Raw genomic sequence first — 20130 nt, 5'->3', positions numbered from 1 at the left:
CCCTTCTCGCCATGCTGAACCCCTTCCCCAATGGGGAAGGGATAGCGTTGCTACACCAGCATCCCCATCGGGTTTTCGATATAGGTCTTGAAGGCGGCGAGCAGTTCGGCGCCGAGCGCCCCGTCGACGGCGCGGTGGTCCGTCGACAGCGTCACCGACATGATGGTGGCGGGTTTGATCTCCCCGTCCTTGACCACCGCCCGCTGCTCGCCGGCGCCGACGGCCAGGATGGTCGCATGCGGCGGGTTGATGACGGCGGAAAAGTCCTTGATGCCGAACATGCCGAGATTGGAGACCGCTGTCGTGCCGCCCTGATATTCTTCGGGCTTCAACTTGCGGGAACGGGCGCGCGCGGCGAGGTCCTTCATCTCGTTCGAAATGACCGACAAGGTCTTCTCATCAGCCTTTTTCACGATCGGCGTGATGAGCCCGCCCGGGATCGAGACCGCGACGCCGACATCGGCATGGTGATGCTTGACCATGTTGGCTTCGGTCCACGAGGCGTTGGCCTCCGGCACCGCCATGAGCGCCATGGCCATCGCCTTGATGATCATGTCGTTGACGGACAGCTTGTAAGCCGGCACATCGCCCTTTTCGCCCTTGCGGACGGGTGCGGCGTCGTTGAGCTGCTTGCGCAGCGCCAGAAGCGCGTCGATCTCGCAATCGACGGTCAGGTAGAAATGCGGGATGGTCGACTTGGCCTCGACCAGCCGGCGGGCGATGGTCTTGCGCATATTGTCATGCGGAACGAGGTCGTAGGAACCCTCCTCGAACAGTTTCAGCACCGCGTCGTCCGACATCGGCTTGAGCGCGGGGCCGGCCGGCGCCTTGGCCTCGGCCGCAGCCTTCGGTATGCCACCTTCGGAAATCGCCTTTTCGACGTCGGCCTTGACGACGCGGCCCTTGGGGCCAGAGCCGGAGAGAGCCGCAATATCTACGCCGGCGTCCTTGGCGATGCGCCGGGCAAGCGGCGAAGCGAAGACGCGGCCGTCTTTTCTCTCCTCCTTGGGGGAAGAGACGGCGCTGGGCGCCGGGGTGGGTGTCGATTCTGAGGGCTTGGCGTCGGCACCCGCCTCCGTTTGCGTCGCAGACGCCTCCCCCTCAACGGAAGAAGAGGGAGTTTCCGCTTTCTCCGCGGCCCCGTCGTCGGCCGATTTCGCCTTTGATGCTCCGTCGCCGGCGGCCTTCGCGGCTTCGGCGGCGTCCTCGCCCTCCTCGGCCAATACCGCGATCAGCGCGTTGACCTTCACGGCCTCCGTACCTTCGGGCACGACGATCTTGGCGACCGTTCCCTCGTCGACGGCTTCGACTTCCATCGTCGCCTTGTCGGTCTCGATCTCGGCTATCACGTCGCCGGGGGCGACCGTGTCGCCCTCCTTAACCAGCCACTTGGCGAGATTGCCCTCTTCCATCGTTGGTGAGAGGGCCGGCATGGTGATGTTGATCGGCATGGCTTGCCCTCCCCTACGACCGGTACGTGACGGCTTTCACCGCCTCGACGACCTCCGCCACGCTGGGCAGCGCGAGCTTTTCCAGGTTTGCCGCATAGGGCATCGGCACGTCCTTGCCGGCGATCGTCGTCACCGGCGCGTCGAGATGGTCGAAGGCGCGCTGCGAGACCTGGTTGGCGATGAAATCGCCGACGGAGGATTGCGGGTAGCCTTCCTCGATGGTGACCAGCCGGTTCGTCTTCTTGACCGACTCGATGACCGTATCGAGGTCCATCGGCCGGATGGTCCTGAGATCGATCACCTCGGCGTCGATCCCCTGCCCTTCCAGTTCCTCCGCCGCCTTGACGGCATAGGTCATGCCGATGCCGAAGGAAACGATGGTGACGTCCTTGCCCGGCCGGTGAATGCGCGCCTTGCCGATCGGCAGCACGAAGTCGTCGAGCTTGGGAACGTCGAAGGTATGGCCGTAAAGGATCTCGTTTTCGAGGAAGATGACCGGGTTGGGATCGCGGATCGCCGCCTTCAAGAGCCCCTTGGCGTCGGCCGCCGTGTAGGGCTGGATCACCTTCAGGCCCGGAATATGGCTGTACCAGGCGGCGTAGTCCTGGCTGTGCTGGGCGGCCACGCGTGCGGCGGCGCCATTGGGCCCGCGAAAGACCATCGGCGCGCCCATCTGGCCGCCCGACATATAAAGCGTCTTGGCAGCCGAATTGACGATCTGGTCGACGGCCTGCATGGCGAAGTTGAAGGTCATGAACTCGACGATCGGCTTCAGCCCGGCAAAGGCCGCGCCAACGCCGACGCCGGCAAAGCCATGCTCGGTGATGGGCGTATCGACCACGCGCTTGGCGCCGAATTCCTTGAGAAGGCCCTGCGTGATCTTGTAGGCGCCCTCGTACTCGGCGACCTCCTCGCCCATGACGAAGACATCCGCGTCGCGGCGCATCTCCTCGGCCATTGCGTCGCGCAAGGCTTCGCGCACGGTGGTCTGGACCATCTCGGTGCCCTCCGGAATATCCGGATCGGCCGCGACTTCCCTCTTGGGAGCGGCGGGCGCCTTCGCGCCTTTACCCTCCCCCTTGAGGGGAGGGTCGGCCGGCTCGCCGGCCGGGGTGGGGTCGACCGACGCCTCGGCCGACTTCTGCGACCCCTCCCTGCTCGCTGCGCTCGCCTCCCTCCCCTCAAGGGGGAGGGAAAGATCGTCGGCGCTTTCGCCATCGGCCAGAAGCACGGCGATCGGCTCGTTGACCTTCACGCCTTCGGCTCCCTCGGCAACGAGGATCTTGCCCAGCGTGCCTTCATCGACAGCTTCCACTTCCATCGTCGCCTTGTCGGTCTCGATTTCGGCGATCACGTCACCCGGTTCGACCTTGTCGCCCTCTTTCTTGAGCCATTTCGACAAATTGCCCTCTTCCATCGTGGGGGAGAGTGCAGGCATGAGAATTTCGATCGGCATGTGCTACCCTCCCGTCAGTGCGTGATGTCCGTGTAGAGCTCGGACACATCCGGCTCCGGATCGGACTGCGCGAACTCGGCCGCATCGGCAACGATGTCGCGCACCTCCTTGTCGATCGCCTTGAGATCGTCCTCGCTCGCCCACGTCTTCTCGACCAGGCGACTTTTGACCTGCTCGATCGGATCGTGCTCGGAGCGCATCTTCTGCACTTCGTCCTTGGAGCGGTACTTTGCCGGGTCGGACATGGAATGCCCGCGATAGCGGTAGGTCTGCATTTCGAGGATGATCGGCCCCTTGCCGGCGCGGCACCATTCGGCCGCCATCTCGCCGGCCGCCTTGACGGCGCGCACATCCATGCCGTCGATCTGGATGCCCGGAATCTTGAACGACAGGCCGCGATGCGAGAAATCCGTCTCGGCCGAGGAACGCGACACCGACGTGCCCATCGCATAACGGTTGTTCTCGATGACGTAGATCACCGGCAGCTTCCACAGCGAAGCCATGTTGAAGCTCTCATAGACCTGGCCCTGATTGGCCGCGCCGTCACCGAAGAAAGTCAGCGAGACATTCGCGTTCTCGCGATACTGATTGGCAAACGCCATGCCGGTGCCGATCGGCACCTGGGCGCCGACGATGCCGTGGCCGCCATAAAAATTCTTCTCCTTGGAGAACATATGCATGGAGCCGCCCTTGCCCCTGGAATAGCCGCCCCGGCGGCCGGTAAGCTCGGCCATCACGCCACGCGGCGACATCTCCATGGCCAGCATATGGCCGTGATCGCGATAGGCGGTGACCATCTGGTCGCCCTTCTCGATCGCCATCTTGAGGCCGGTGACGACCGCCTCCTGGCCGATATAGAGGTGACAGAAGCCGCCGATGAAACCCATGCCGTAGAGCTGGCCCGCCTTCTCCTCGAAGCGGCGGATCAAGAGCATGCCGCGATAGGCGTCAAGCTCCTGCTCCTTGGTAAAATCGGCCGGCTTCGGCGCTTTGAGGGATACAGGTGAATCGGATGAGGATTTGGATTTCGCAGACGTTCGCTTCGTCGCGGCCATGCTTCACTCCCTGGACATGTCTCTTGACGGACATAGCGGGGAGTTTCGCGCGTGCTGCACCCCCCAATTCCGCATGAAGCTAGCATGCAGGCGAGCGATGAGCCATGCGGAAAAACGCATGGCTGTCATGCAGCAAATGTTTCAAAATATTACAAATATCAACAATTAACCCGATTTCGGTTAATTGGCGCCGATGAATGATTTCATGATCGTCACCTCGTCGGGATGCGACAGGTTGAGCGCGCGGCGCGCCTGTTCGTCCAGCATGTCCTTGTCCAGCGTGCCGTCGTGCAGAAGCTGGACCCTGCGCTCCAGTCGGATGCGCTCGGCGCGCGTACGGTCGAGGATCGCGGTCAATTCGGCCTCGCGCGCCTCGAGCTGGTACTTCGAATAGATGCCGAATTCGCCGTGATAGGCGTGAAAGCCGAAATAGCTGAGAAACAGGACGGACAATGCGGGCACGATGAAGCGCCCGGTGTTTCTTTTCTTGTGTTGGCGGGTCCACATGCCTGAACGCAATCCTCTTTGCGCCAATATCGGGCGGACGTGCTTAACAGCGGGTTAGGATGGGCGTGCGACGGCCGCAAAACGTCGGACGATTCGACATGAAAAAGGACGGGACAACGTCCCGCCCTTCGACACCGGAATCGCTGCCGGCCTCAGCCGCGCAGGATCGTCCGTCCCGCATAGCTCGCCTGGGTGCCGAGTTCTTCTTCGATGCGAATGAGCTGGTTGTACTTGGCCAGCCGGTCGGAACGCGCCAGCGACCCCGTCTTGATCTGCCCGCAATTGGTGGCCACGGCCAGATCGGCAATGGTGGAGTCCTCGGTCTCACCGGAGCGGTGCGACATGACCGCGGTGTAGGCCGCCTTGTGCGCCGTCTCGACGGCATCCAGCGTTTCCGTCAGCGAGCCGATCTGGTTGACCTTGACGAGGATCGAATTGGCCACCCCCATGCGGATGCCGTCGCGCAGGCGCGACGAATTGGTGACGAAGAGATCGTCGCCGACAAGCTGCGCCTTGCTGCCGACGAGATCGGTGAGGATCTTCCAGCCGTCCCAATCGTCCTCGCCCATACCGTCCTCGATCGAGATGATCGGGTAGTCGCCGACGAGTTTGGCGAGGTACTTTGCCTGCGCCTTGGGGTCGCGCGACTTCTTCTCGCCCTCATAGACATAGGCGCCGTCCTTGAAGAACTCGGTCGCCGCGCAATCAAGCGCAATGGCGACGTCGTCACCCGGGCGGTAGCCGGCCTTTTCGATCGAGGCCATGATGAAGTCGAGCGATGCCTGCGCATTCTTCAGGTTCGGCGCGAAACCGCCCTCGTCGCCGACATTGGTGTTGTGGCCGGCGTCCTTCAGACCCTTTTTCAGCGTGTGGAAGATTTCCGAACCCCAACGCACCGCGTCGCGCAGGGTTTGCGCGCCGACCGGCATGATCATGAATTCCTGGAAATCGATCGGATTGTCGGCATGGGCACCGCCATTGATGATGTTCATCATCGGCACGGGAAGCACATGCGCGCCCGCGCCGCCGACATAGCGGTAGAGCGGCAGACCGGCCGATTGCGCAGCCGCCTTGGCTACGGCCAGCGATATGCCGAGAATGGCGTTGGCGCCCAGCCGGCTCTTGTTTGGCGTGCCGTCGAGTTCGATCATCGTGCGATCGATATGGATCTGGTCTTCCGCGTCGAGACCGCCAAGGGCCTCGAACAGTTCGCCGTTGACGGCATCGACGGCGCGCAAAACGCCCTTGCCGAGATAACGCGGGCCGCCGTCACGCAGTTCGACCGCCTCATGCGCGCCGGTCGAGGCGCCGGAGGGGACCGCCGCGCGGCCCGTCGCCCCGTCTTCGAGCACGACATCGACCTCGACGGTCGGATTTCCGCGGCTGTCGAGTATTTCGCGGCCGGTAATGTCAACGATGGCGGTCATCTCGAAGATCCCTCGCTTCAACTGGTTGGAAAAGCCGTGCCCGTCTTACTCAATGACCGCGAAAATACAATCCGCGCGCCCGAGATTCGCCGGCGCCGACAATGCCTTTGGAATGGCAGCAGGCGACACGATCGTGTTACGCAGGCAATAAGAGCAAATCACGCTTGCCGACACCGCGTCACCGCGGGTCAGCGGCACCCGGCAGGCACCGCCGACGACGAGGGCCGGGATCGGCCGTTCAGTCCATCAGGATGAAGGTCACCTTCATATTGACCCGGTAGCCGGTGATCTTGCCGTTCTCGACGACGACCTTTTGCTCCTGGATCCAGGCACCTGAGACGTGCTTCAGCGTCTTGACCGCACGGGCGACGCCTTTTTCCACGGCATCCTCGAAGCTCTTGTCCGAATCCGCCGTGATCTCGGTAACGCGGGCGACTGTCATGGTATCCTCCCATCGTCCCCCGCTCGGCAAAGCCTACAGCCGGCAAAGCGCAAGCTCAACCGCCGGCATCAGCTTCCCTTCGCGACCTTGTCGAAGGCCATGAGCTTTTCGATCAGTGCCGGCATATCCTTCAGGGGCACCATGTTGGGGCCGTCCGACGAAGTCGAATTGTCGGGATCGTGATGCGTTTCGATGAAGACGCCGGCGACGCCGACAGCCACAGCGGCCGACGCAAGCGTCTTCACGAACCGCCGCTCGCCACCCGAGGAACCACCCTGCCCGCCAGGCTGCTGCACGGAATGGGTGGCGTCGAAGATCACCGGCGCCCCCATATCGGCCATGATCGGCAGGGCACGCATGTCGGAGACGAGCGTGTTGTAGCCGAAGGATGCGCCGCGCTCGGTCACCAGGACATTGGAGTTGCCGGACTCGGTCACCTTACCGATGACGTTCTTCATGTCCCACGGCGCCAGGAACTGACCCTTCTTGACGTTGACCACCTTGCCGGTCTTCGCCGCCGCGACCAGCAGGTCGGTCTGGCGCGACAGGAAGGCCGGGATCTGCAGGACGTCGACTACTTCGGCAACGAGGGCGCACTGCTCCTCGTTATGAATGTCGGTCAGGATCGGTAGACCGAATTCCTTGCGCAGGTCTGCGAACACGGGCAGCGCCGCTTCCAGCCCAGCGCCGCGCGTAGCGCCGAGCGACGTGCGGTTGGCCTTGTCGAAGCTGGATTTATAGACCAGACCGATACCGAGCGTCTGGGTCAGGTCTTTCAGTGCGCCGGCCATGTCGAAGGCATGCTGGCGCGATTCCATCTGGCAGGGCCCGGCGATCAAGGCCAGCGGCGCCTTGTTGTCGAAAGCAACATTGCCAACGGTGACGGTCGAATGTGGCGCGTTCATTGCACTTCCTCGAACATGAAGACGGCTCCCTGACCGGCCGCAGCCGGAACGATGAGGCTTCCGCCCCGCTTTTCGCAGCCGATCCCATTGGCCTTCAAAAGGCGCTCGGCGACGGCCGGATCGGCGACGCGAAAGGTCACCGCCGCCAGCGCGAAACCGGAAATGCGCGGCGCGTTCGTCCCCGTGTGCCGGGCAAAGGCCGCGGGATCGACGACGTCGATCACCGCCCCGCCAGACAGTTCCAACCGCCGGCTTTCTACCGCATTCCCCGGCGCCGCCCCGGCGATGGTCGCCACCTTGCCGATGATGCGATCGGGATCGTCCGCCACGATCGTCACGCCGGCGATCGAGACGACGCCGTTGTCATGGCGCTCGAGCGACGCACGGTCGACATCGGGCGCATTGACGCGTTCGCAGGCGAAGAAGAAGGGCGCGGCTTCGCCGATCGCGGCGAAGGCGAGCAGGAAGGACGCGGTGTCGGCGCGGCCGACACCGTCGACGAAGGGCCTTGAAAAGGCGAGCATTTCGCCTGCCGACATACCGGCATCGGCAAAGGCGCTGTGATCGGCGCGCGCATCATCGCTTGCAAAGACCAGCGCCGAAAACCCCTCCTCGCCGACCTGCCGGCGAAATTCCTCGTCCCGGGCGACGAAGACATTGCCGGCCCCGACTGCCTCACGGGCCTTTTCGGCATCGCCCACGATCAGCGGCTCCAGAAAGGTGCCGTCCGCCAGATAGACGCAAGCATTCTCGGTCCCAAAGGGGTGTACGCCGTTGGGCGCCACGGTAAAGCCGAGGGCGCTCAACCTTTCACGTGCCGTGTCGAGCCGCGCAGTCGGCAAGACGAGGTGGTCGATGGAACGGGGCGATGTCTCAGCAGAAGTCATGCGGATGCTTTGCACCGATTGGACGGCATGTTCAAGCGGCCATCGCCGCGCAATGCCGGTTCGCGCCTCACGGTCACCTGTCTGTGGACTGACCACAACTGGCTTTTGCCGAAACCGATCAACCATGGCAAGAATGTGGGCCATTGGTTTGGCGGGGGAACGCGACAGGCATGAGGGCGCCGGTTCGGGCCGGCGAGATGGATATGGGCCTTGTGGAGAGGGGATTCCGAATTTTTGCGTACGGGCACATATGGCCGCGGATGGTTGCACTCATCCTTGCTGGCCTGATTGCGACGGCCTGCACGACGAGCCAGGTGCTCGAACCGGCGGCGCTGGAAGTGCCGGACTCGCCGAAACACGCAGCCATCGTGGTTGACGGCAACACCGGCCGCGTCATGTATGCCTACAACGCGACGGCGGAGCGTTATCCCGCATCGCTGACCAAGATGATGACGCTCTACATGATGTTCGAGGCAATGCAGCAGGGCCGCATGTCTCTCCACACACAGATCCCGATTTCTGCCCAAGCGGCACGCCGCCCACCCTCGAAAATCGGCTTCCGCTCCGGCGACAGCATCGACGCCGAGGCCGCGATCACGGCCCTGGTCGTCAAATCGGCCAATGACGTCGCCTGCGCGGTGGCCGAATATCTGGGCGGAACGGAGGAACGCTTCGCCGAGATGATGACGGCGAAGGCGCGCGCGCTCGGCATGAACCGGACACGGTTTCGCAACGCGTCCGGCCTGCCCGACGACGCGCAGGTCACGACGGCGGAAGACATGGCGCGGCTCGGCATCTCGCTGCGGCGCGATTTTCCGCAATATTACGACTATTTCGCCAAGCGCGTCTTCGCCTATAATGGCCGGACCATCAAAGGCCACAACGACATCCTGGAGACCGTGCGCGGCGCCAACGGCATCAAGACCGGCTATATCCGCGCCTCCGGATACAATCTCGCCGCCTCCGTCGATCAGGACGGCAAGCGCGTTGTCGCCGTGGTGATGGGCGGGAAGACGGCCGACAGCCGCAATGCCTATATGGAAGAGCTTGTCCGGCGGTACCTGCCCAAATCGGTGCAGCGATAGAGCATGTCCCGCTCAAACGGAATCGTTTGGGCGAAAGGTACATGCTCCAGCATATTGATCTGGCGCGCGTTCGCTTCAAACGGAAACGTTTGAAGCAAAGATATGCGCGCCGGGCCTCAGACGAGTCGCGACTGCTCCACGGCAGCTTCGATGAAGCTTGCAAACAGCGGATGCGGCTCGAAAGGCCGGCTTTTCAGCTCCGGATGGTACTGCACGCCGATAAACCAGGGATGGTCCGCATATTCGATCGTCTCCGGCAGGACGCCGTCGGGCGACATGCCGCCGAAGACCAGCCCGCACTCCTCCAGCCGCTGCTTGTAATCGATATTGACCTCGTAGCGGTGGCGATGGCGCTCGGAAATCTGCGTGCCGCCATAGATCCCGGCGATCCGTGACCCCTCCGCAAGCCGCGCCTCATATGCTCCCAGCCGCATCGTGCCGCCGAGATCGCCGGCGGCGGTGCGCTTTTCCAGCATGTTGCCCTTCAGCCATTCCGTCATCAGCCCGACCACCGGCTCCGGCGTCGGCCCGAACTCGGTCGAGGATGCCTTGTCGATGCCGGCCAGCGAGCGCGCGGCCTCGATACAGGCCATCTGCATGCCGAAACAGATGCCGAAATATGGCACCTTGCGCTCGCGGGCGAACTTGGCGGCCAGGATCTTGCCTTCCGATCCACGCTCGCCGAAGCCGCCGGGCACCAGGATGCCGTGCACCTTCTCCAGCCAGGGAGACGGGTCCTCCTTCTCGAAGATCTCGCTTTCGATCCAGTCGAGCTTGACGCGCACGCGGTTGGCCATGCCGCCATGCGAAAGCGCCTCGATCAGCGACTTATAGGCATCCTTGAGGCCGGTATACTTGCCGACCACGGCAATCGTCACCTCGCCTTCGGGATGATGGATGCGCTGGGTGATCTCCTGCCAGCGCTCCATGCGCGGCTTGGGCGCCGGGTCGATGCCGAAGGCGGCCAGCACTTCCGTGTCGAGCCCTTCCTTGTGATAGGCCATCGGCACATCGTAGATATGCGCCACGTCAAGCGCCTGGATGACGGCGGATTCGCGCACATTGCAGAACAGAGAGAGCTTGCGCCGCTCGTCGGCCGGGATATCCCGGTCGGCGCGCACGAGCAGGATGTCGGGCGCTATGCCGATGGAGCGCAGTTCCTTCACCGAATGCTGGGTCGGCTTGGTCTTGAGCTCGCCCGCCGCCGGAATCCACGGCATCAGGGTCAGATGGACATAGACGGCGTTGTTGCGCGGCAGATCGTTGCCGAGCTGACGGATCGCCTCGAGAAACGGCATGGCCTCGATGTCGCCGACCGTGCCGCCGATCTCGCACAGGACGAAATCGTAGTCCTCGTTGCCCTCCAGGACGAAATTCTTGATCTCGTCGGTGACGTGCGGGATGACCTGGACCGTGGCCCCCAGATAATCTCCGCGCCGCTCCTTCTCGATGATGTTCTGGTAGATGCGGCCGGTGGTTATGTTGTCCTGCTGGTTGGCCGAGCGCCCGGTGAAGCGCTCATAATGGCCAAGATCGAGATCGGTCTCCGCCCCGTCGTCGGTAACGAAGACCTCACCATGCTGATAGGGCGACATCGTGCCCGGATCGACGTTGAGATAGGGGTCGAGCTTGCGGATGCGCACGCGGTATCCGCGTGCCTGCAGGAGAGCCCCAAGTGCTGCCGCAGCGATGCCTTTTCCGAGGGAAGAAACCACGCCGCCAGTGATGAATACATATCGCGCCATGGGAGTTAGGGCTTAGCGCGCGCGAATTGATTCCGCCAGTGCAAAATTGCGTCCTCCATCCATTTTGGCGAATAGCCCCCATGCAAAAATACGGGAACGCGCCGATCCCGTAGTGGCCGACTCCTTCGTGCCCGTGGCCTGACCGGGATCAACGGCCATCCTCCAGCGCCATTGCCCGCCTCGCCCACCCGCGCGCCGTCTGCGGTTTGACGAAGAAGGCGGTGATTGCGGGTATCTCGCGGCGCAATCGCGCCTCCAGCCGTTCCACGCAGGCCTCGATTTCGGTCGCGTCGAGCCGGTCCTCGAATTCGACGCTCAGGCCGGCAACGATCTGCTCGGGGCCGAGATGAACCGTCAGGATACCGTTCACCCTCTCCACCGCCGCATCCGTCTCGACGATCGCCGTCAAGGCACGCTCGACCTGTGGCAGCGCCGGCTCGCCCATCAACAGCCCCTTGCTCTCGCGCGCCAGGAACACCGCGGTCGCGCCCAGCACGCAGCCGATGCCGATCGACGCCACGCCGTCCAGTTGCGGCATGTCGAGAAGCTGCGCGAACAGGATGCCGAGAAAGGCGATTGCGAGACCGAGAAGCGCGGCGCTGTCCTCGAAAAGCACGGTATAGACGCTCGGGTCCTTGCTTTGCCGTGCCGCTTCGAAGAAGCCCAGCCGCCCGCGCCGGCGGTTGAACTCCTTGAGACCGATCCACCAGCTTACGCCTTCGAAGACGGCCGATATGGCCAGCACCGCATAGTTGACCGTCACATTGTCGGCCGGCTCGGGGTCGAGGATATGTGTGACGCCCTCGTAGAAGGCGACGCCCGCGCCCAGCGCGAAGACCAGCAGCGCGACGATGAAGGACCAGAAATAGAGCTCGCGTCCATAGCCGAACGGATGCGTGCGGTCGGGCGCCTGCTCGGAGCGGCGCAAGCCGTGGAGAAGCAGCAACTCGTTGCCGGTGTCGACGAGGGAATGCACACCCTCCGACAGCATGGCCGAGCTACCGGTGATCCAGGAGGCAACGAATTTCGTGACGGCGATCAGGAAATTGCCGATGAGCGCCGCGTAGATGACCAGGCGGGAGCCGGATTGTGACGCCATCTGTCTGCCCCTCTCAGCTTCACCCATATCGCTGCAATCTCCGCTGCCCGATGACGCAAAGCCGGGTCGGCGGTCAACATATGAGCGCTGCCAGTATAGAGGGAAATCGCCGCCCTTGGCCAATCTGCTGTTGATGGTCCACTTGCGCTGCACCCAAGAACAAGGGTGGCCGGTCGAACCAGCCACCCCCGAAAAATGTCAGCAATGGTAGCGCGTTACTGGGCGCTCGGGATTTCGGCGGGCTGCTCCGGCGCGGGAACGTCCGAGGGAGCGGCAGCGCCTTCATCCGCGCCATCGCTCGTGGGAGCTTCTGGTGTGGACGAACCGCCAAGCTGGTCGAGAACGCCCTCGCCGCCTTCCTGCTGCTGCTGCTGACCGCTCTGCGCGGGGAGCCGGTCGAGAATGTCGGTCGGTTGTTCGCCGTAGCGCGCCATCAGCGAAAGGCCGAGCGACGTGGCAAAGAAGGCTGCAGCAAGGATCGCCGTTGCCCGCGTCAACGCATTGGCCGCGCCGCGCGCCGTCATGAAGCCGGAACCGCCGCCGATACCGAGCCCACCGCCTTCCGAGCGCTGCAGCAGGACGACGCCCACCAGGGCGAGCACGACCATGAGATGAATGACAATGAGCACGGTATCCATGTTGCCGTCCGTGATTGTTTAGTGAGAATTTCGGGCGCCGCCGAGATCGAGACGCGGCTCAATACACGCCTTTTGGCTTATTTCCAAGCCTGGCATGCCCCGCGTCCCGTCTTCTATATGGGCAAGGTCGTGCCGCAAGGCAATCAGCACCGCCTCGTTACCGGACAGTCAAGCTTTCCGCAATGGCGATGAAATCGTCCGCCTTGAGGCTCGCACCGCCGATCAGCCCGCCATCTACATCATCGAGCGCCAGCAATTCGCCCGCATTGGACGGCTTGACCGATCCGCCGTAGAGAATGCGCATCGCCTCCGCTTCCTGCCCGATCCGACGCGTCAGCTCGGCGCGGATGTGGGCATGGGCGTCTGCAACATCGTCGAGGGTCGGCGTCAGCCCCGTTCCGATCGCCCAGACCGGCTCGTAGGCCACGACCGTGTTTTGCGCATTGGCGGCGGCCGGCACCGATCCGACGATCTGACGCGACAGCACGTCGAGCGCCCGGCCCGCCTCGCGCTCTTCCCGCGTCTCTCCGACGCAGATGATCGCGATCAATCCGCCGCGCCAGGCCGCTTCCGCCTTGGCGGCGACCGTTTCGTCGGTCTCGCCATGGTCGGTGCGACGCTCCGAATGACCGACGATGACATGGGCGGCCCCGGCGTCTTTCAGCATCTCGGCCGAGATGTCGCCCGTATGCGCACCGCTCGCCGCGGCGTGGCAATCCTGGCCGCCAATGCCGACGGGAAGGCCCGACACGGCTGCGTGGGCCCGGTGAACCAGCGTCGCCGGAACACAGATCAATGCTTCGGCCTGTTTATCGAGACCTTCGGCAAATGCCTTGCCGATCGCGCCCAACATGTCGAGCGACGCGGCCGTGCCGTTCATTTTCCAGTTGCCCGCGACCAGCGGGCGGTTTCGCTTCGTCATGCGGCGTAACCTCGCTTGTGGCCCCTCCGGCCGGCAGCCTGCCTACCAAATTGCGGGCATAAAGCAATCGACACTGGCGGCCAAGAACGCTATTTGCTTCGCGTCGGGCCGCCGCAACTGAGCGGCCGCAAACGAGACGCGGACGATACATGCTTGATTCACTTCGAAAGGCCGCCGGAACGTGGGTGGCGAAGCTTCTCCTTCTGCTGCTGGTGCTGAGCTTCGCCGTCTGGGGCATTTCGGGACAGATGACCGGCGGATTGGGGTCCACCACCGTGGTGGCGGCCGGCGACACGGAAGTGTCGGCGATGGATTACCGGCTCGCCTATGACCGCCAGATTTCCCTCATGTCGCAGCGCTTCGGCAGCCGCATCACGCGCGAGCAGGCATCCGCGCTCGGCATCGATGCCCAGGTGCTGAGCCAGCTCGTGGCCGGCGCGGTGTTGGACGAGCAGGCACGCAAGATGGGACTTGGCCTGTCCAAGGACCGTATCGCGGCACTCACGGCGGAAGATCCCGCCTTCCGCGGCCCCTCCGGGCAATTCGACCGCAATCAGTTCGAGTTCGTTCTCAGCCAGGTCGGCATGCGCCCGGAGGATTATCTGAAAAACCGCGAGCAGGTTGCGATCCGCCAGCAGATCGTGGAAGCCGTGTCCGACGGCATGAGTGTGCCGGACACGTTCCTGCGCGCCGTCGCCCTTTATCAGGGCGAGGACCGCACAGTTGAATTCCTCGCCCTGCCCCCTTCGCTGGTCCAGCCGATCGAGGAACCTTCGAAGGAAGCCCTTTCGGCCTGGTTCGAGGAAAACAAGGCGCGCTACGAGGCACCCGAATACCGCAAGATCGTCTATGTGAAGCTCGAGCCTGACGACATTGCGGATCCGGCCGCCATCACGGACGAGCAGGTCAGAGAGGATTACGAATCGCGCCAAAGCGCCTACACGACGCCCGAGCGCCGCGAGATCGAGCAACTCGTATTTGCCACCACAGAAGCGGCCCAACAGGCGCATGAGCGTATCAGCGCCGGCGCATCCTTCGAGGAGATCGTGGCCAGCGAAGGCAAGTCGATGGACGATGTGAAGCTCGGGCGAATCGAAAAGTCGCGCGTCGGCGATCCGGCCGTCGCCGAAGTGGCCTTCGACCTGCAGAAAAATGCGGTCAGCGGCGTCGTCGACGGTGCCTTCGGGCCGCTCATCCTGCGCGTGACCGACATCGTGGCGGAATCCATGGAGCCGCTGCCCCAGGTCGCCGATCAGATCCGCAACGAACTGGCTCTGGCGGAGGCAAGCCGGGTTCTGCTCGACGTGCATGACCGCTACGAGGATGCCCGTGCGGCCGGCGAGACGATCGAGGAAGCGGCAGGCCGCCTCGGGCTCGAAGCCGTCGCGGTCGATGCGGTCGACAGGTCCGGCCAGACGCCCGACGGAACGGTACTGAACGACCTTCCCGAATCGGCGCAGCTGCTCAAGGAAGCCTTCGAGACCGAAGCGGATATTGAGAATCCGGCTATCAACATCGGCTCGTCCGGCTTCCTGTTCTACGAGGTCAAGGACGTCACGCCGCGGCGCGAGCGCGCGCTCGACGAGGTGCGCGACAGGGTCGTGGCCGACTGGACGTCGGCCGAGATCGCGTCGCGGCTCTCGGCCAAGGCGCGCGAAATCGAAAAGCAGATCGCCGACGGGACGAGCCTCGATACCATCGCGGCCGAACTCTCGCTTGAAAAGCAGATCAAACGCGGCGTGCGGCGCGGCGTCGACGATCCGGAGCTGGGCTCCGCCGGTGTCACGGCGGTGTTCGGCGTCGGGCAAGGCGACAGCGGGGTCGTCCCCGGCCCGACTGGTGATAATCAGATCGTCTTCATGGTGGCGGAAGTCTTCGAGCCGGCCGGAGCGAGCGCGGAATCGGTTCCGCCGGAGGGCCGCACGGAATATCAATCCGGCATGGCCGACGACCTGCTCGACCAGCTCGTGGCGCGCCTGCAGGGCGAATATGCGGTGACCGTCAACCGCAATGCCATGCAGCAGGCGCTGAGCTTCTAGGGCCGGTCGGATGAGTGATCTCAAATCACATCTCGCCAAGGTCGCCAACGGCGCCCCCCTGACCTTCGAGGAGGCGCGCGAGGCCTTCGACATTGTCATGTCGGGTGAAGCGACCCCGGCGCAGATCGGCGGCTTCCTGATGGCGCTGCGGGTGCGCGGAGAAACGGTTGACGAGATTTCAGGCGCCGTGGCGACGATGCGCGACAAGATGTTGCGCGTCGAGGCGCCCGACGACGCAATCGACATCGTCGGCACGGGCGGCGATGCGTCCGGCTCCTACAACATCTCCACCTGTGCCGCCTTCGTGATCGCCGGCGGCGGTGTGCCGGTCGCCAAGCACGGCAACCGGGCACTGTCCTCGCGTTCGGGAGCGGCCGACGCGCTGGCCTGCCTGGGCATCGATCTGGAGATCGACGCGCCGCAGATCTCCGCCTGCATCCGCGAGGCGGGGCTGGGTTTCATGTTCGCGCCCAAACACCATGCGGCCATGCGGCATGTCGGACCGGCAAGGGTGGAACTCGGCACGCGCACGATCTTCAACCTGCTCGGTCCGCTGTCCAATCCAGCCGGCGTCAAGCGCCAGATGGTCGGCGTCTATGCCGCCGAATGGGTGCGGCCGGTCGCCGAGGTGCTGAAGACGCTCGGCTCGCAAGCCGCCTGGGTCGTCTATGGCGATGGGCTCGACGAGATCACCACGGCCGGCGAAACCAATGTGGCCGCACTCGAGGACGGCGAAGTGCGCGAATTCACGGTGACGCCCGAAGAAGTCGGCCTGAAGCGCGTTTCCATTTCCCAACTCAAGGGTGGCGATGCCGAGCACAATGCGCGCGCGCTCAAGGGCGTGCTTTCAGGCGAGCGCAATGCCTATCGCGACATCGTGCTGATGAATGCCGGCGCCGGCTTCGTCGTGGCCGAGCGGGCCGCGAGCCTCAAAGACGGCATCGCGCTTGCCGCCAAATCGATCGACAGCGGCAAGGCAGCGGCGGCACTGGAGCGGCTCGTCGCCGTCTCCAACAGCAAGGCGGGCTGAGGCGATGGCCGACATTCTCAAGACGATCGCGGCCTATAAACGCGAGGAGATCGCCGCCGCCAAGGCACGGCTGCCGCTGGCCGAGATCAAGGCGCGGCTCGGCGATGCCGACCGGCCGCGCGGCTTTGCCGAAGCCATCAGATCGAGGATTGCGAAAGGCGAATTCGCGCTGATTGCCGAGATCAAGAAGGCCAGCCCGTCGAAGGGCCTGATCCGCCCCGACTTCGATCCGCCGCGACTGGCCGAAGCGTACCAGGCGGGCGGCGCGGCCTGCCTGTCCGTGCTCACAGACGCACCGTCCTTTCAGGGCACGCCGGAGTTTCTGACGGCGGCGCGCGCGGCGACCGCCCTGCCCGCGCTGCGCAAGGATTTCATGTTCGAACCCTACCAGGTCTTCGAGGCCCGGTTGTGGGGCGCCGACGCCATTTTGATCATCATGGCGAGCCTCACCGACGATGAGGCGCGGGCCCTGGAGGAGACCGCCTTCGAGCTCGGCATGGACGTGCTTGTGGAAGTTCACGACGAAACCGAGATGGAGCGCGCGCTCAAGCTTTCCTCGCCGCTTCTCGGCATCAACAACCGTAACCTGCGCACTTTCGAGGTCAGCCTCGACACTGCGCGCCGGCTTTCCCGCCTGGCGCCCGCCGAGCGCATCCTGGTCGGCGAGAGCGGCATTTTTGCCCATGCCGACTGCCGCGATCTGTCGACGCACGGCATCAACGCGTTTCTCGTCGGGGAAAGCCTGATGCGCCAGGACGACGTGGCCGCGGCGACCCGGACCCTTCTGACAGGGGATGCAGCGGAGGCCGCGCACGCGGTGTAAAGGTATTGTCATGACGCGTCGCCCCGCCACGCTTACCCATATCGGCGCCTCAGGCGAAGCGCATATGGTGGATGTCGGCACAAAGGCCGAAACCGAGCGCGTCGCCGTCGCGGAGGGCTCCATCGTCATGCAGGCGCAAACCCTCGACACCATCATGGCCGGCAACGCCAAGAAGGGCGATGTGCTGGCGACGGCACGCATCGCCGGCATCATGGCGGCGAAGAAGACCCACGAACTGGTGCCGCTCTGCCATCCGCTGCTCTTGACCAAGGTGACGGTGGACATCGACCCGGACGAGGCCTTGCCGGGCCTGCGCGTGCGCGCAATGACGAAAGTGACGGGACAGACGGGCGTGGAAATGGAGGCTCTGACAGCCGCCAGCGTCGCCTGCCTGACCATCTACGACATGGCCAAGGCACTCGACCGCGGCATGACCATCACCAATGTCAGGTTGCTCGAAAAGTCCGGCGGCAAGTCGGGCGCCTGGCGCGCCGACGGGGCCTGACCATGAGCCTGGTCCCGGTCCAGGAAGCGCTGGAGCGGCTTCTGACCGGCGCCCACCGGCTCGGCGCGGAAAGCCTGCCGCTTGCCGACTGTGCCGACCGCATCCTGGCCGAAACGCTTCACGCGCAGCGCACCCAGCCGCCGTTCAACGCCTCGGCCATGGACGGCTTTGCCGTGCGCGCCGCCGACACCGACAAACCCGGTGCCCGCTTGCGGGTCGTCGGCGCGGCACCGGCCGGACACCCCTTCGACGGCACGGTCGGCGAAGGCGAAGCCGTGCGCATCCTGACCGGCGCGCCGGTGCCAGAAGGCGCCGACAGCGTGCTCATCCAGGAAAACGCCCGCATGATCGAAGACGGCGTGATCGAGGTTCTCGAGCCGGTCGACCCGGGCCGCAATGTGCGTCCGCGCGGGCTCGACTTTCTCGAAGGCGAGTTGCTGCTCGGCAACGGGCGCCGGCTCGATCCGGCCGCCCTGTCGCTCGCGGCGGCTGCCAATCACGAGCGGCTGCAGGTGGTTGCCCGGCCGCTCGTCGCGATCCTGGCGACCGGCGACGAACTCAGGCCCCCCGGCAGCGAACCGGGGCCCGGCCAGATCGTCTCCTCCAACGCCTATGGCGTGGCCGCCCTGGCCCGCGCCGCGGGCGCGCGCACGCTCGATCTCGGCATCGCGCCCGACGAGCGCCATGCCATCGCGGCCGCTGTCGACCGGGCGGTCAGTGCGCAGGCCGACGTGATCGTCACGCTCGGCGGCGCGTCGGTCGGCGACCACGATCTCGTCCATGACGTTCTGACGGCAAAGGGCGCGGCGATGGATTTCTGGAAGATCGCCATGCGTCCAGGCAAGCCGCTGATGGCCGGGCGGCTCGGCACGCGACGCATTCTCGGCCTGCCCGGCAATCCGGTCGCCAGCCTTGTCTGCTCGCATGTCTTCCTCAAGCCGCTCCTGGCGCGCCTTGCCGGCCGCGACGAGCGGCCCGATATCCGCCCCGGGGTGTTGGCGGAACCGGTGCCGGCAAACGATCACCGCCAGGACTATCTGCGCGCCACCATAAACGAAGAGGCCGGCCGGCTGGTGGCGACCCCCGCGCCAATCCAGGATTCCTCCATGCTGAGGATCCTCGCCGATGCCCGGGCGCTGATCATCCGCCCGCCGCACGCCCCGCCGGCGCGAGACGGCGAACCCTGCCGGCTGCTCATGCTTCGCTGACAGTATATCGCTGCGCTGTACCTTCCGTAATTAATTGTCGTTGACCGGGAATAATCAGGCAATTCCGGGATTTGCTGGGAACGGCCGGGAACGGCCGAATATGAGCGCTCGGAAACACCGCTGAGACTGCGATGGGGACACGCGACACAGGTATCGTTTTTCATGAATTGAATGGCCGGCTGGTTGAATATACGACGCCCGTCGTCTAGGCGTCCACCCCATGGCGGCTCCCGATCGGCGCTACGTCTAATAGGCGTTACTGTGATGACATTAGATCAAATAGCCTGATTTGCGAGGCGCCTACTAGCCGCAGCCAGCCGTTCTTGAAGGCCCGGCAAATTTCTAAATCGTCCTGTTTGTCGAAATCCGGCGATACTCTTCACAGCCTCGTCGATAATCTTCTTCAATGCCGATCTCTGGGCGGTCGACATACAATCATCCCACTTGTCTACTAGATCTGCATAGAGACGCATTACGGAAAGAGGATGATATAGATCATCGGATTTTCGTGCCAGTACCGACCTCAACAGTGACTGTGCATGCTGTTCCCTATCTCAGTTGGGACTTATACCTTCTTCAAGGGACTGCGAGAGCAACAGTCGAGCGGTGTGGTTATCGATTTGATATGTGTCAAAACTCCTCATCTTCTCTGCCAGCCCATATGCTGTCTCAACAAAACGGTTTGAGATGTCAAACTGACCGCCTTGCATGGCGCATATAGACCTTTGAACCCAGAACAGCGGATCGTTGCCAGCAAACGAAAGCGTACGGCAGTCCGCATAGAAGGCATCGATTACTTCGTTTTCCCGCTTCCCCTGGACTAAGGCCTGTTGAGATTCATCGTGAATTTATGACGGCGGCTGCGAGATGGATGATGGCAATGAACGAGGTGTCGGTTTTGTCGGC

General features: G+C 63.9%; 18 protein-coding genes. 6 read left to right on the top strand and 12 right to left on the bottom strand.

What is annotated here, in order from left to right; genetic code table 11:
• Positions 1–50 precede the first annotated feature (50 nt).
• The 8 genes from GM909_RS21160 to GM909_RS21125 all read right to left on the bottom strand — a co-directional run bounded on the left by GM909_RS21160 (position 51) and on the right by GM909_RS21125 (position 8130).
• Positions 51–1451, bottom strand: coding sequence for a pyruvate dehydrogenase complex dihydrolipoamide acetyltransferase (locus GM909_RS21160; RefSeq protein WP_157019212.1), 1401 nt, complete (start codon positions 1449–1451; stop codon positions 51–53).
• A gap of 13 nt (positions 1452–1464) precedes the next feature.
• Entirely contained in the window at positions 1465–2907 is a 1443-nt protein-coding gene (locus GM909_RS21155; RefSeq protein ID WP_157019211.1) for a pyruvate dehydrogenase complex E1 component subunit beta, read from the bottom strand.
• 14 nt (positions 2908–2921) lie between these two features.
• Positions 2922–3962: a pyruvate dehydrogenase (acetyl-transferring) E1 component subunit alpha gene (gene pdhA, locus GM909_RS21150; protein ID WP_157019210.1), complete on the bottom strand. Its 1041-nt coding sequence runs from the start codon at positions 3960–3962 to the stop codon at positions 2922–2924.
• A gap of 180 nt (positions 3963–4142) precedes the next feature.
• Complete coding sequence (locus GM909_RS21145; RefSeq protein WP_157019209.1) at positions 4143–4469, bottom strand: FtsB family cell division protein; 327 nt, start codon at positions 4467–4469, stop codon at positions 4143–4145.
• A 152-nt stretch (positions 4470–4621) separates the two neighbouring features.
• Complete coding sequence (gene eno, locus GM909_RS21140) at positions 4622–5896, bottom strand: phosphopyruvate hydratase (protein ID WP_157019208.1); 1275 nt, start codon at positions 5894–5896, stop codon at positions 4622–4624.
• A gap of 238 nt (positions 5897–6134) precedes the next feature.
• Entirely contained in the window at positions 6135–6338 is a 204-nt protein-coding gene (locus GM909_RS21135) for a dodecin family protein (RefSeq protein ID WP_157019207.1), read from the bottom strand.
• Between the two features lie 68 nt (positions 6339–6406).
• Positions 6407–7243, bottom strand: a complete 837-nt coding sequence (kdsA, locus tag GM909_RS21130) for a 3-deoxy-8-phosphooctulonate synthase (protein WP_157019206.1) — start codon at positions 7241–7243, stop codon at positions 6407–6409.
• Complete coding sequence (locus tag GM909_RS21125) at positions 7240–8130, bottom strand: VOC family protein (RefSeq protein WP_157019205.1); 891 nt, start codon at positions 8128–8130, stop codon at positions 7240–7242. The genes kdsA and GM909_RS21125 overlap by 4 nt, the downstream gene beginning before the upstream one ends.
• 260 nt (positions 8131–8390) lie before the next feature.
• On the opposite strand from GM909_RS21125, the gene GM909_RS21120 reads away from it, so the two are divergent.
• Positions 8391–9215, top strand: a complete 825-nt coding sequence (locus tag GM909_RS21120) for a D-alanyl-D-alanine carboxypeptidase family protein (protein WP_157019204.1) — start codon at positions 8391–8393, stop codon at positions 9213–9215.
• A 116-nt stretch (positions 9216–9331) separates the two neighbouring features.
• On the opposite strand, the gene GM909_RS21115 is transcribed toward GM909_RS21120, so the two are convergent.
• The 4 genes from GM909_RS21115 to tpiA form a co-directional block, all read right to left on the bottom strand.
• The gene (locus GM909_RS21115) at positions 9332–10960 is read right to left on the bottom strand and encodes a CTP synthase (RefSeq protein ID WP_157019203.1); all 1629 of its coding nucleotides are present in this window, start codon (positions 10958–10960) and stop codon (positions 9332–9334) included.
• A gap of 148 nt (positions 10961–11108) precedes the next feature.
• Positions 11109–12059, bottom strand: a complete 951-nt coding sequence (locus tag GM909_RS21110; protein WP_157019202.1) for a cation diffusion facilitator family transporter — start codon at positions 12057–12059, stop codon at positions 11109–11111.
• A gap of 215 nt (positions 12060–12274) precedes the next feature.
• Complete coding sequence (secG, locus tag GM909_RS21105) at positions 12275–12697, bottom strand: preprotein translocase subunit SecG (protein ID WP_157019201.1); 423 nt, start codon at positions 12695–12697, stop codon at positions 12275–12277.
• 157 nt (positions 12698–12854) lie between these two features.
• Positions 12855–13619 carry a triose-phosphate isomerase gene (gene tpiA, locus GM909_RS21100; protein WP_157019200.1) on the bottom strand — a complete coding sequence of 255 codons (765 nt, stop codon included), beginning with the start codon at positions 13617–13619 and terminating at the stop codon, positions 12855–12857.
• Positions 13620–13768: 149 nt separating this feature from the next.
• On the opposite strand from tpiA, the gene GM909_RS21095 reads away from it, so the two are divergent.
• The 5 genes from GM909_RS21095 to GM909_RS21075 are packed head-to-tail and all read left to right on the top strand — an operon-like array spanning position 13769 to position 19224.
• The gene (locus GM909_RS21095; protein ID WP_157019199.1) at positions 13769–15658 is read left to right on the top strand and encodes a peptidylprolyl isomerase; all 1890 of its coding nucleotides are present in this window, start codon (positions 13769–13771) and stop codon (positions 15656–15658) included.
• A 10-nt stretch (positions 15659–15668) separates the two neighbouring features.
• Positions 15669–16688: an anthranilate phosphoribosyltransferase gene (gene trpD / locus GM909_RS21090; RefSeq protein ID WP_157019198.1), complete on the top strand. Its 1020-nt coding sequence runs from the start codon at positions 15669–15671 to the stop codon at positions 16686–16688.
• Between the two features lie 4 nt (positions 16689–16692).
• The gene (gene trpC / locus GM909_RS21085; protein ID WP_157019197.1) at positions 16693–17511 is read left to right on the top strand and encodes an indole-3-glycerol phosphate synthase TrpC; all 819 of its coding nucleotides are present in this window, start codon (positions 16693–16695) and stop codon (positions 17509–17511) included.
• 10 nt (positions 17512–17521) lie between these two features.
• Positions 17522–18016 carry a cyclic pyranopterin monophosphate synthase MoaC gene (moaC, locus tag GM909_RS21080; protein ID WP_157019196.1) on the top strand — a complete coding sequence of 165 codons (495 nt, stop codon included), beginning with the start codon at positions 17522–17524 and terminating at the stop codon, positions 18014–18016.
• Positions 18017–18018: 2 nt separating this feature from the next.
• Positions 18019–19224, top strand: a complete 1206-nt coding sequence (locus GM909_RS21075; protein WP_157019195.1) for a molybdopterin molybdotransferase MoeA — start codon at positions 18019–18021, stop codon at positions 19222–19224.
• The last annotated feature ends 906 nt before the right edge of the window (positions 19225–20130 follow it).

The organism is Mesorhizobium xinjiangense (assembly GCF_009749525.1).
In the GTDB taxonomy this organism is placed as follows: domain Bacteria; phylum Pseudomonadota; class Alphaproteobacteria; order Rhizobiales; family Rhizobiaceae; genus Mangrovimarina; species Mangrovimarina xinjiangensis.
This window is presented reverse-complemented; position numbering and strand designations above follow the sequence as displayed.